This window comes from Methylobacterium oxalidis, assembly GCF_007992195.1.
Taxonomy (GTDB): domain Bacteria; phylum Pseudomonadota; class Alphaproteobacteria; order Rhizobiales; family Beijerinckiaceae; genus Methylobacterium; species Methylobacterium oxalidis.
Window position 1 is genome coordinate 1 of record NZ_BJZU01000076.1, and the last position, 12,305, is coordinate 12,305.

Annotated in this window: 10 protein-coding genes; 3 read left to right on the top strand and 7 right to left on the bottom strand. The window is 75.4% G+C overall.

Annotated features, from left to right (window positions below):
- Positions 1-152 precede the first annotated feature (152 nt).
- The 3 genes from MOX02_RS18450 to MOX02_RS18460 all read right to left on the bottom strand — a co-directional run bounded on the left by MOX02_RS18450 (position 153) and on the right by MOX02_RS18460 (position 2,552).
- Positions 153-1,757 carry an acyl-CoA dehydrogenase family protein gene (locus MOX02_RS18450; protein ID WP_147027263.1) on the bottom strand — a complete coding sequence of 535 codons (1,605 nt, stop codon included), beginning with the start codon at positions 1,755-1,757 and terminating at the stop codon, positions 153-155.
- Positions 1,758-1,799: 42 nt separating this feature from the next.
- Positions 1,800-2,186, bottom strand: a complete 387-nt coding sequence (locus tag MOX02_RS18455; RefSeq protein WP_147027264.1) for an ATPase inhibitor subunit zeta — start codon at positions 2,184-2,186, stop codon at positions 1,800-1,802.
- Between the two features lie 138 nt (positions 2,187-2,324).
- Entirely contained in the window at positions 2,325-2,552 is a 228-nt protein-coding gene (locus MOX02_RS18460; protein ID WP_147027265.1) for a hypothetical protein, read from the bottom strand.
- A 260-nt stretch (positions 2,553-2,812) separates the two neighbouring features.
- Between MOX02_RS18460 and MOX02_RS18465 the strand changes: the two genes are divergently transcribed.
- Positions 2,813-4,249, top strand: a complete 1,437-nt coding sequence (locus tag MOX02_RS18465) for a phospholipase D-like domain-containing protein (protein ID WP_147027266.1) — start codon at positions 2,813-2,815, stop codon at positions 4,247-4,249.
- Here the strand turns inward: MOX02_RS18465 and MOX02_RS18470 are convergent.
- Positions 4,182-5,072: an endonuclease/exonuclease/phosphatase family protein gene (locus MOX02_RS18470; protein WP_147027267.1), complete on the bottom strand. Its 891-nt coding sequence runs from the start codon at positions 5,070-5,072 to the stop codon at positions 4,182-4,184. The genes MOX02_RS18465 and MOX02_RS18470 overlap by 68 nt on opposite strands.
- A gap of 327 nt (positions 5,073-5,399) precedes the next feature.
- On the opposite strand from MOX02_RS18470, the gene MOX02_RS18475 reads away from it, so the two are divergent.
- Positions 5,400-6,671, top strand: a complete 1,272-nt coding sequence (locus MOX02_RS18475; protein WP_147027290.1) for a metallophosphoesterase family protein — start codon at positions 5,400-5,402, stop codon at positions 6,669-6,671.
- 22 nt (positions 6,672-6,693) lie between these two features.
- Positions 6,694-10,155: a YhaN family protein gene (locus MOX02_RS18480; RefSeq protein ID WP_147027268.1), complete on the top strand. Its 3,462-nt coding sequence runs from the start codon at positions 6,694-6,696 to the stop codon at positions 10,153-10,155.
- A 75-nt stretch (positions 10,156-10,230) separates the two neighbouring features.
- On the opposite strand, the gene MOX02_RS18485 is transcribed toward MOX02_RS18480, so the two are convergent.
- From MOX02_RS18485 to MOX02_RS18495, 3 genes are all read right to left on the bottom strand, one after another.
- On the bottom strand, positions 10,231-11,085 hold the full coding sequence (locus MOX02_RS18485; protein WP_373866764.1) for a DUF6456 domain-containing protein: 855 nt from the start codon (positions 11,083-11,085) through the stop codon (positions 10,231-10,233).
- Positions 11,086-11,186: 101 nt separating this feature from the next.
- Positions 11,187-11,438: a hypothetical protein gene (locus MOX02_RS18490; protein ID WP_147027269.1), complete on the bottom strand. Its 252-nt coding sequence runs from the start codon at positions 11,436-11,438 to the stop codon at positions 11,187-11,189.
- Positions 11,439-11,590: 152 nt separating this feature from the next.
- Positions 11,591-12,028: a Ros/MucR family transcriptional regulator gene (locus MOX02_RS18495; protein WP_147027270.1), complete on the bottom strand. Its 438-nt coding sequence runs from the start codon at positions 12,026-12,028 to the stop codon at positions 11,591-11,593.
- Between the last annotated feature and the right edge of the window lie 277 nt (positions 12,029-12,305).

Genomic DNA, 12,305 nt, shown 5'->3' on the forward strand with positions numbered 1-12,305 from the left:
CCGGGTGAGGGATGCGGGTTGTCCGGAAAGACCTGAACCCCTCACCCTGTCACTCTCCCGGACGGCAGAGGGGACCCGCGCCGATCCGTGCCGGTTGAGGCGGGCGGTGCCGCCCACCCCTCTCTCGGACGGGAGAAAGAGCCCGGTGCGGGTCAGGTTTCGGGCAGCGCCCGCGCCAGCAGCAGGTCCGTCGCCGGGCCGAGGTCGCTCGCGCCGAACGGGCCGGGCTCGCGGGCGAGGCGCGTGGCGCCGAACGCCTCCGCGACCGCGGCCGGGGCGCAGCCCACCAGCGCGGCCGCGGCGGCGAGCGACGCGAGGCGGCCGGTGGCGAAGCGGGCGCGGGCCTCCGCGTCGGGCGAGCGCAGCGCGGCGGTGAAGTCGGCGACCGCCTCCCGCACCCCCGGCAACCCGTCCGCCTCGGCGGCGAGCTCGGCGAGGAGCGCCTCCGCCGCCTCCGGCGCGCGGTTCGCGGCGCGCAGCACGTCGAGGGCCATCACGTTGCCCGAGCCTTCCCAGATCGCGTTCACCGGCGCCTCCCGGTAGAGGCGCGGCAGCGGGCTCTCCTCGACGTAGCCGTTGCCGCCCAGGCACTCCATCGCCTCGTAGACCAGCCCCGGCGCCGCCTTGCAGACGGCGAACTTCACGGCCGGGGTGAGGAGCCGCGTGCGGGCCTCCTCACCGCGGTCGAAGCTCGCCGCGAGCCGCATCGTCAGCGCCGTCTGCGCCTCGACCGCGAGGGCGAGGTCGGCGAGGACCGCCCGCATCGCGGGCTGGGCGATGAGCGCGCGCCCGAACGCCTGCCGGTGCCGGGCATGGTGCAGGGCGAGGGCGAGCGCCATCCGCTCGAGCCCGGCGGAGGCCACCGCGCAATCGAGCCGGGTGAGCTGCACCATGCCGATGATGGTCGGCACGCCCCGGCCCTCCGGCCCGACCCGCCAGCCGAGGGCGCCCGCGAACTCCACCTCCGAGGAGGCGTTCGAGCGGTTGCCGAGCTTGTCCTTGAGGCGCTGCAGGCGCAGCGCGTTGACCGACCCGTCCGGCCGGTGGCGCGGCACGAGGAAGCAGGTCAGGCCGCCCGGCGCCTGGGCGAGGACGAGGAAGCCGTCGCTCATCGGCGCCGAGAGAAACCACTTGTGCCCCGTCAGCGCGTAGGCGTCGCCCGCCGGCTCCGCGCGGGTCGTGTTGGCCCGGACATCCGTGCCGCCCTGCTTCTCGGTCATGCCCATGCCGAGGGTGACGCCCGCCTTCTCGAACCAGGGCCGGAAGCGCGGATCGTAGCTGCGGGCGGTCAGGCGCGGCCGCCACGCGCCGAGCAGGTCCGGCGCGGCGGCGAGGGCGGCCGCAGCGGCGTTCGTCATCGTGAGGGGGCAAACGTGCCCGCACTCGACGCCGGCCGCCACGTACAGGCGGGCGGCGCGGGCGAGGTGCCCGTGCGGCGCGCCGCGCTCCGCCGCGTGGAGGCCGTCGGCGACGCTCGCCGCCATCAGGGCGTGGTAGGCGGGGTGGAACTCCACGGTGTCGAGGCGTCGGCCCCGGGCGTCGTGCGTGCGCAGGCGCGGCGGGTTCTCGTTGGCGAGCCGGCCGAGATCCAGCCGCTCCGCCGTGCCCCAGGCGGCCCCGAAGGCGAGGAGGGCCGGCATCTCGTCCGCGGCGCCGCTCCCTGCGAGCGCGCCGCGGAGCGGGGCATCCGCGGCGACGAGGTTCAGGTCGGCGAAGGGCGGGGACTGGTTGAAGACCGCGTGCGTCTCGGCGCTCATCGGCCCATCATGCGCGTTCCGGCCCGCGCGGCAATGCGGCCTCTACGAGGCCGCCGGCGCCGCCGGCGCGGCGGAGGCCGGCGGCACGGCAGGCCCCTCGCCGGGCAGGCGCATGGCCGGATCGACCATCGCCTGCGCGCCGAGCCGGGAGAGCTCCGCCCGCAGGGTGCCGAGGCTCTCCTCGACGCCGTTCGCCGCGAGGTCGGCCCGGATCCGCTCCAGCAGGTCCTCGTCCTTCACGCCCTGGACGAGGGAGGCGATCAGCTCGGCGGCGTAGGCTTCCGCCGCGCGGGCGTCGACGCCGAGCTTGTCGGCCGCGTACCAGGCGAGCCCCCGCATCCGGCGGCAGCGGCCGACGAAGCGCGCCTCCTCGTCGCGAGCGAAGATCATCTCTGCAGCCCGTTCGCGCTCCTCGAATAGCCTCGCCATCTTGCGTCTCCATTCCTGTCGAGCTTGAACTTCGGCACGAATGCCTTGTCCTGACGGGGATGTTACGCCCTTCTCCTGGCTTCGACTATGCCGGCGACAGCCACTGTACTGGCGAGAACGTTCGGGTGGGACGCGCCATCAGCGGGCCGCGACGACCGTGGGCGCGGCGGCCGGCGTTCCGTGCCCGTTCCAGGCCAGCGCCGCCGAGAGGCAGACGCCCGTGGTCAGGGCGAGCGCCAGGGCGGCGCGGCCGCGCACCATGTAGCGGACGAGGTGGAAGGGCAGGAACAGGAGCTTGAAGATGGCGCGGGCCGCCAGGACCGCCAGGACCGGGATGATCGCGAGGGAGAGTCCGATCACGGGCATGTCGCCAATCCTTCCCAACTCGGTGCACGGTGCCCGGGCCTTCGCTCGCCCGGCCGATCGATGAGGCCCCACAAAGCCGGCAACACTATGGAGACCGCAACGGGAGCGTGCACCCGGCCTTCGTGTCGCAAGCCTGACAGTTCCGGGTCCCCGTCAGCCGGCCCCGTCCACGCCAAACACGCGCGGCGCGCCTGTCTCCCGCGCGGAGCTTGGCCTATGGAGGGAGCGGGGCCGCGCGGGCGGCGGGTTGGCGGATCGCGTTGGAAGAAGCGCTGAATCGATGGCTCGAGGCCACGGCCTCCATCCGGACCGACGTCCTGGCCGCGCTCGGCCTCGTGCTGGCGCTCGGCGTCTCCGGGCACGTCCTGCTGCGCAAGCGCGAGATCAGCGTGGCGATCGGCTGGATCGGCCTCGCCTGGCTCTCCCCGATCTTCGGCACGGGCCTGTACGCGCTGTTCGGCGTCAACCGCGTCTCCCGCCGGGCCCGGCGCCTGCGCCCGAAGCCCTCGCAGCAGCCGAGCGACCCGCGCGAGCCGGAGACCAGCATCGAGGCGGATCTCCGGCCGCTGGAGCGGGCGGGCCGGCAGATCACGCAGCTCCCCCTCGTGGCCGGCAACCGGGTGGCCGTCTTCCGCAACGGCGACGAGGCCTACCCGGCCATGCTGGCGGCGATCGCCGCGGCGGAGCGCAGCGTCGCGCTGTCGAGCTACATCTTCCGCGACGACGAGACCGGCCGCGCCTTCTGCGAGGCGCTCGCCGCGGCCCGGGCCCGCGGGGCCGAGGTGCGGGTGCTGATCGACGGGATCGGCGGCGGCTACTTCGACCCGGCGGCGAGCCGGCGGCTGCGCCGCGCGGGCGTGCCGGCGGGCCTGTTCATGCACTCGGCCCTGCCCTGGCGCATGCCCTTCCTGAACCTGCGCACCCACAAGAAGCTGCTGATCCTCGACGGGCGCACGGCCTTCACCGGCGGCATCAACATCTCCGACGCGAACCGGGTCTCGCTCGGGCCGCCGCACCCGGTGCGGGACACGCATTTCCGCATCGACGGGCCGGTCGTCGAGCAGCTGATGATGGCCTTCGGCACCGACTGGAACTTCGTGATGAACGAGGAGCTCGACGGCGAGCGCTGGTTCCCGGAGATCCGGCGGGCGGGGGAGACCACGGCGCGCGTCGTCACCTCGGGCCCCGACGCCGACATCGAGAAGATCGAGTTCGTGGTGCTCGCCGCCCTCTCCTGCGCGCGCCGCTCGGTGCGCCTCGTGACGCCCTACTTCCTGCCGAGCGAGATCGTGCTCAACGCCCTGGCGCTCGCGGCGCTGCGCGGCGTCACCGTCGACGTGATCATCCCGCGCCGGAGCGACCACCGCTTCGTCGACTGGGCGACGCGGGCGCATCTCGACCCGCTGCTTGAGAGCGGGGTCCGGATCTGGCTCGACGAGCCGCCCTTCGACCACTCGAAGATCCTCGTCGTCGACGAGGCGTGGTGCTTCGTCGGCAGCGCCAACTGGGACACGCGCAGCTTCCGGCTGAACTTCGAGCTGAACGTCGAGATCTACGATTCCGGCCTCGCCCGGAGGCTCGACGCCTTCATGGCGGGCAAGATGGAGACGCGCCTGACCAAGGCCGCCATCACGGCACGCCCGCTCCCGGTGCGGTTCCGCGACGCAGGCGCCCGACTGCTGCTGCCATACCTCTGACGGTCCGCTGCGGGCGGCGCACCTCGTCGGCGCCGAGGGTGAGGTGCACCACGATCGGCCGGTGGTCCGACGCGCCGCGGGGCAGCACGTCCTTGCCGTGGCAGTTGAGGCCGCGCACGAGGCAGCGGTCGAGGCGCAGGGGCACCACGTCGACCATCGCGTGCGTCGGCCGCCGCGGACCGACGTCGCGGAAGCCGGGCAGCAGGGCCGGCCCGACGATGTTGTAGTCGCCGAGCACCGCGGCGCGGGGCGGCAGCACCCGCTCGATGTGGCGGAGCTGGCGCCGGTTCAGCATCTGCCCGTGCGAGAGGTGCACGTTGGCGATGCCGAAATCCCCGAGATCGAGCACCTGGCAGACCCGGTGCACGACCGCGCCGGAGGGCAGCGCCAGGATGGCGGGCGGCTCGCCCCAGGGCCTGCGGCTCCAGATCGCGAGGCCGTGGATGCGCCCGGGCAGCGGCGCCCAGGCGTAGACGCCGCCGACCCGGTCGGCGATGGCGGCGATGTCGCGGGTGGCCTCCTGCATCAGCAGGAGGTCCGGCTGCTCCTGCTCGATCAGGGCGACCACGTCCGCCACCGCCGCGCCGGTGCGCCGCAGGAGGTTCCAGCTCACGATCTTGTGGGGCCGCGGGTGGTGCAGGGCGGGGACGCGGGTCGCGTTCGGGGAGGCCGGGCGCGCCGCGGGCGAGGGCGCGTGCGCCGGCTCGATCACGCCGGCCCGCGGCTCGACCGCCTTCTTGGTCCCCGGCCACTTGCCGAGACCGCCGAGGCCGCGCGCGCGCCGCTGCGCGAGGCTCTCGCTCCAGCGCTGGAGCCGGTTCATGCGCGCGAAACCCCGTCAGCGGCCGCGACGCCGGCGCCGAGAGGACGCGACGCATCCGGGCAACAGGCGCATGGACAGGCGCATGGACGGACTCCGGAGAGTGGCGAGCCGGACGGCTCTGGGGGCTGGCGACGCGAAGCGCGGCCGGTTCGTTCTACGGCCTCGGCGGCGGCGAGGCGAGACCCCGCAGCGACGCGGGATCGCTCACCGCAACGCGCCAGCGGGCGCCGCGATCCGGCGCCCCGCGCCATCCCCCGCCGATTCGCCGGATTCGTGGCTCCTCCGTCCGAACTCGCTTAAAGACGGGGGATGACCGGCGCCCCACGCGTGACGAGCTTCACCTTCATCCACGCCGCGGACCTCCATCTCGGCAGCCCGCTCGCGGGCCTCGCCCTCAAGGACGCGGATATCGCCCGGCGCTTCGCCGCGGCGGGGCGGCGCGCCTTCGAGGATCTCGTGACGCGGGCGATCGAGATCGGCGCCGCCTTCCTCGTCGTCGCGGGCGACGTCTACGACGGCGACTGGACCGACAACACGATCGGCCTGTTCTTCGCCCGCCAGGTGGCGCGGCTCGACCGGGCCGGCATCCCGGTCGTCCTGGTGCGCGGCAACCACGATGCCGAGAGCGTGATCACCCGCTCCATCACCCTGCCGTCCTGCGTCCGGACCTTCCCGACCCAGCGGGCGGACACGCACCGCCTCGACCACCTGCGGGTGGCGCTGCACGGGCGCAGCTTCCCGAACCGGGCGGTGGAGGAGAACTACGCCCTCGCCTACCCCGCCGCGGTGCCGGGCTGGTTCAACATCGGCGTCCTGCACACCTCCTGCACGGGCCACGCCGCCCACGCCACCTACGCCCCCTGCTCGGTCGCCGACCTCGCGGGCCGCGGCTACGATTACTGGGCGCTCGGCCACGTCCACGACTACGCGGAGCTCGCCCGCGACCCCTGGATCGTCTTCCCCGGCAACCTCCAGGGCCGCAGCGTGCGCGAGTGCGGCGAGAAGGGCGCCGTCGCCGTCGAGGTGGCGGACGGACGGGTGCGCGCCGTGCGCCGCCTGATCGTCGACCACGCCCGCTTCGCGAGCCTGCCCGTCGACCTGTCAGGCGCGGACAGCGAGCGGGAGGCGCTCGCCCGCGTCGAGGCGGCGCTCCGCCCGCTCGCCGAGGCCGCCGAGGGGCGGCTCCTCGCGGTGCGGGTGAGCCTGACCGGGCAGACGCCCCTGCACGACCGCCTCGCCGCCGACCGCGAGAGCCTGACCGCCGAGATCCAGGCCGCCGCCCACCGGGTCCACGAGGACGTCTGGCTGGAGCGCCTGCGCATCGAGACCGCGCGGCCCCGCGCCCCGGCCGCGGCCGAGCGGGCGCCCGGCCCCGGTCTCGACCCGGCCGAGCTCCTCGCGGCGATCGACCGCGACCCCGAGTTCCGCGCCCGCGCCCGCGCGGCGCTCGCCGAGATCACCGCCCGGATGCCGAGCGGCATGCAGGCCGGGGTCCCGGGCGGTCCGCAGGGCGACGAGGCGCTCGCCGACGAGCTCGACGCCCTCTGCGCGGAGGCCGAGGCGGTGATCCTCGGCCGGCTGCACGGCCGGACCTGCTGAGCCGGCCTCACGGACCAAGCGGATGCGCCTCCTCTCCCTCGATCTCGAACGCTACGGCCCCTTCACCGGCCGCCGGGTCACCTTCCGGCCGGACGCCCGGCTGCACGTGGTGCTGGGGCCGAACGAGGCCGGCAAGAGCTCGGCGCTCGCCGCCGTCACCGACCTCCTGTTCGGCATCGAGGAGCGCACCCGCTTCGCCTTCCTGCACCCGATGCCGGAGATGCGCGTCGGCGCCGAGATCGCGGCCGCGGACGGGCGCAGCCTCGTCTTCCGGCGCCGCAAGGGCCGGAAGAACACCCTCGTCGACGCCGCCGACGCCGCCCTGCCCGACGACGCGCTGGCGACTTACCTCGGCGGCCTCAGCCGCGAGGTGTTCTGCCGCGCCTTCGGCCTCGACGCGCAATCCCTGCGCGACGGCGGCGGCGAGATGCTGAACAGCGACGGCGAGGTCGGCGCGAGCCTGTTCGCCGCGGCCTCGGGGCTGCGCGGCTACACCCGGCTCCAGGCGGATCTCGACGGGGAGGCCGAGCGGATCTTCATGCCCCGCAAGGCGGAGCACCGGGCCTTCTACCAGGCGCTCGGGCGCCACGAGGAGGCCCGCAAGGCGATCCGCCACGCCGAACTCCGCGCGAGCGACTGGCGCGAGCTCAACGACGAGATCGACGGCGCCTCGGCCAAGCTCGACGAGATCCGGGCCGAGCGCGTGCGCATCGCCTCCGAGCAGGCGCGGCTGGAGCGCCTGAAGCGGGTCACCCCCCTCATCGCCGAGATCGACCGCCTCGCCGGGGCGGCGGAGGCGGAGCCCGGCCTCGTCGAGGTGCCGGAGGGCTGGACCGACCGGCTCGGCGAGCGCCTCGACGCCCTGCGGACCCGGCTCGCCGAGGAGGCCGAGGCCCGGACCCGCCTGGAGGAGGCCGAGGGCGACCTCGCGGGGATCCGCGTCGACGACCGCCTGCTCGCCCGCGCCGAGGAGATCCTGGAGGGTTTCCGCGGGATCGACCGCTTCGACAAGGGCGCCGCCGACCTGCCCCGTCTCCAGGGCGAGGCGGACGGGCACGCGCAGGACCTGGAGCGCCTGCGCGTGCGCATCGGTCTGCCCGACGCCGACGCGCTGCGCGCCCGCCAGCCCTCGGACGCGGCGAGGACCCGGGTCGAGGGCCTGATCCGGACCGGGCGCGAGCTCGCCTCCGCGCTCGCCCGCCTCGGCGGCGAGATCGCCCAGCGCCGGGCCGAGCACGCGCGCCTGACGCAGGCGCCCGGCGCGGAGGAGCCGCCGGCCGACCCCGCGCCCCTGCGCGCCGACCTGAAGACGCTGGCGCCCCTGCGCAACGACGTCGCCCGGCGCGACGCGCTCTCGGCCACGATCGAGGGCGAGGCCAAGCAGATCGCGCTGCGCGTCGCGCGGCTGAGCCCGCCGATCCGCGACTTCCCGGCCTTCGTCGGCCTGCACCGCCCCTCGCAGGAGACGATCGCCCGCTTCGGCCGGGCGCTGGAGGCGCTGGAGCGCGAGCGCATCCGCGCCGCCGACCGGGGCGAGGCCGCCGCCCGCACCATCCGGCAGACGCGGGAGCGGATGCGCCGCCGGGAGGCCGGGCGGCCGATCCCGACGCTCGCCGACCTCGCGGCCCTGCGCACCGAGCGCGACCTGCGCCTCGTGCCCCTGCGGGCGCGGATCCTCGGCGAGGCCGAGGCGGGACCGGACGATCTCGCCCGCTTCGAGGACGCGATGCTGGCGGTCGACCGCGCCGCCGACGACCTCGTGGCGGACGCGGCCCGCGCCGCCGAGCACGCCGCCGACCGGCAGCGCCTGGAGGCCGAGGCGGCGGAGGCCGAGGAGGGGGCCCGCGACCTCGCGGGCATCGAGGCCCGCCTCGCGGAGGGTGCCACCGCCTGGCGCGAGGCCTGGGCGCCCGCCGGCATCGTCCCCGCCCCGCCCGCCGAGATGACGGCGTGGCTCACGGAGGTCGAGGCCCGCACGGAGGACTTCCTGGCGCTCGAGGGCCGTCGCGCGGAGCACGCGCACCTCGCCGCCCGGATCGAGGCGGCCCGCGCGCCGCTCCTGGCCCTGAGCCGGCGCGCCGGGCTCCACGACCTCGACGGGCTCGACGTCGGCCTGATCCTCGCCCGCGTCGAGGACCGCGTCGCGGCCCTGTCGGCCGCCTGGGACGCGACCCGCGAGGCCCAGGCCCGCGCCCGGGCCGCCGCCGAGCAGATCGCGCGCCTGGAGGCGGAGCGCGCCGACGTCGCCGCGCGGCGGGAGGCGTGGCGCGCGGCCTGGGCCGAGGCCCTGCACGGCCTCGGCCTGAGCCCCGAGGCGGAGCCCGACGAGGCGGCGAGCGCGCTCGAGGCGTGGCGGGCGGTGCCGGCGCTGCTGCGCGAGCACGACGGCCTCTCGCGCCGGATCACCGGCATCCGCCGCGACATGGACGCCTACCGGGCGGGCGTCGAGGCGCTGACGGCCGCGCTCGCACCCGACCTCGGGACGCTGCCCGCCGGCACGGCCATGAAGGCGCTGCACGCCCGCCTGCAGGCGGCCACCCGCGACGAGGCCCGCCGCCAGGATCTCGCCGGCCGCCGGGCGGACGCGGCCCGGCTGGTCGAGGGGGCGGCGCGGGAGGCGCAGGGCGCCCGCGAGGCCCTCGCCGCGCAATGTGCCGAGCAGCCCGAGGGCGGCATCGATCCGGCCGCGCTCCACGCCCGGCTCCTCGCGCGGCGCGGCCTGCGGGCCGAGCTCGCCAGCCGCCGGGCCGAGCTCGCCCGCGCGGCCGAGGGCGTGCCGGAGGAGCGCCTGCGGGCCGACCTCGCTGCCGCATCGCCGGACGCCATCGAGGCATCGCTCGCGCAGCTCGTCCTGGCCGACGAGGAGCTCGACCAGCGCGGCAAGGTCGCCTTCGCCGACCGGGACCGGGGCGAGCGCCGCCGCGGCGAGCTGGAGGGCGGGATCGGGGCGGAGCTCGCCTCGGCGCAGCGCCGGGCCGCCGAGGCGGAACTGCGGGCGACCGCCCGGCAATGGGCCGTCCTCAAGCTCGCGAGCCTGCTCCTCGGCTCCGCGATCGGCCGCCACCGGGCCGGCCAGCAGGACCCGCTCCTCGCCCGCGCGGGCGCGCTGTTCTCAGGGCTGACCGGAAGCGCCTTCGCGGGCCTCGCCCAGGAATACGACGAGGCCGACAAGCCCTGCATCGTCGGGCGCCGCGCCTCGGGCGAGACCGTCCACGTCTCCGGCCTCAGCGAGGGCACGCGCGACCAGCTCTACCTCGCCCTGCGCCTCGCGCATCTGGAGGACTACGCCGCCCGCAACGAGCCGGCGCCCTTCGTCGGGGACGACCTCTTCCTCACCTTCGACGACGCCCGCACGGCCCACGGCCTGGAGGCGCTGGCTGCCATCGGCGGGACGATCCAGCCGATCCTGTTCACTCACCACCGGCACGTCGCCGACATCGCCCGTGCCCGCCTCGGCGACAGGGTCGACGTGCTGGATCTCTAGGCCGAGGGCATCGATGACGCTCGGCCTCGGAACGAGGCGGGGCGGGTAGGCCGCTCCGCCCGGCCGGCGCGGACGTCAGGCGCGGGCCCGCCAGGTCCGGCTGCGGGCCCGCGCCGGCCCCGACGCCTCCCGCTCGAGCCCGTAATGCTCGGCGAGCCGGCCGAGGGCGATGCGGGCGACGACCTTGGCCGAGCGGGCCGGCCAGCGCCGCTCCGCCTCGATCCGCTCCAGCCCCTTCAGGTGGCCGCACAGGTCGATCAGCAGGCCGGCGAGGTCGCCTCCGGCCGCGTCGAGGGCCGCGCGCACCCGGGCGCGGGCGCCGAGCACCCGGTCCGAGGCGGCGGCCGGATCGCGCGGGCCCGAGCCGTCGACCCGCGGCTGGCTCCAGTCCGTGCCCATCCGCGGCATCATCCGCGCCGCCTCCATGTCGCGGCGCAGGCGCTCGCCCGCCTCGAAGCGCGCCGGGTCGATCAAGGGCGCCCCGTCGCGGCCGCGCCGCCGTGCCATCCAGGCGAGCGGGCTCTCCGAGACGTCGCGCAGCCGCCCCTCGGCGCCCGTCTCGCCGGCAGCCTCGAGATCGAGATGCTGGCCGAGGAAGGCGGCACCCTCCTGCAGCCCGGCGGCCGCCCCCCGCCGCAGGCGGGCCCGGCCGGCCTCGCTGATCGTGAGGCGGGCGCGCGGACCGGGCTCCCGCGCCGCGAGGTCGGCCGCCATGAGCGCCTCGCCGGCCTCGGCCGCGAAGTGTCCTCCCCCGAGCGAGACGCCCTTGCCCCCGCCGCGCAGGATCAGCCGGCCGCCCTCGACCGGGTCGGGGAAGGCGTAGGCGCCCTCCTCGGCGAGCGCGCCGAGCAGCCGGGCGCAGTCACGCGCCAGCTTCGCGTCGGGCGCGCGCTTCCGGAGGGTGTGTTCGGATCGAGCCCTCATGTTCATGTTTTGTTCCAGTACGCTGGCGCCACAGGTTGCTCTCACAAACCTGACGTATCGGAAAATGATCCTAGTTCAAGCCTTGACAGGTCTCGCGCCGTGGAGCGTCACGCTGCGGGCCTGCCCTCGGGCGGCCGTTTCAGCACCTCGGCGATCTCCTCCTCGCTCTTCCCGCGCACGGCGTAGCCCATGCTCTCGAAGCGCTCGATCAGGGCGTCGCTGTCGGCGGCGGTGCGGGCGGCCCACTCGGCGAGCAGCGCGCCGACCCGGCCGAGCTGATCGGCTGCGGGCTGGTCCGGGCTGACGAGCGGGGGGTCGGGGGAATCCGCGTTCGGATCCTGCGGCGGCGTGTCGGTCATGCGGCCTCCGGCGCGGTCTCGGCGCGCCGCGCATCATGGCGCAGGCTTCACCCCCGGTCCAGACGCCGCTTACGCCGGCCTGCCCGGGAAGGCCCGGTCCCGTGGGGCCGGGACCGGGCCTTCGGCAGGTTCGGCGCGGTTCGGGCGGACGCTCAGGCGGCCTCGCCGTAATCGCCGGTCCGGGTCTGGCCGAGGCCGATCGCCTTGGCGAGGTCGGAGCGGGCCTTCGCGTAGTTCGGGGCCACCATCGGGTAGTCCGGCGGCAGGCCCCACTTGGCGCGGTACTGCTCGGGGCTGAGGTCGTACTTGGCGCGCAGGTGGCGCTTCAGCGACTTGAAGGTGCGCCCGTCCTCGAGGCAGACGATGTGATCGGGCGTGACCGACTTCTTGATCGGCACCGCGGGCTGCAGCGTCGCGGGCGCGGCCGCCTTGGCCTCGGGCTGGCCGCTGCCGACCTGCAGGAGGGCGGCATGGATACGGCCGATGAGTTGAGCGAGCTCACCCGGGGGGACGGGGTTGTTGCTCACGTAGGCCGACACGATGTCGGCCGCCAGCTCGACGTAATCGACCGCGGATTCTGTATCGTTCATGATCGGAAAGGTTCCCTTGGCGCGGTGCGGGCACCGATGCAGGGCAGCGTGGTCCCACAGGTGCATGGCCCTGGCTTCTGCGAATTGCTCCCCTCGCAGTCGTCGTCAGCCCGCTCTTGCTCTCGAAATGTGGCGGCCCCTCCCACCACAACTTCTCTCTATGCTATTCAAGTTTCAGTCGCAAGACAGACCGGCCATGCACGGATACCGGATCTCAACTTTCCTGCAGGATAGTTCAATTTACCTGCATTGTCTGGTGCTTAGGACAGCCCCGCGC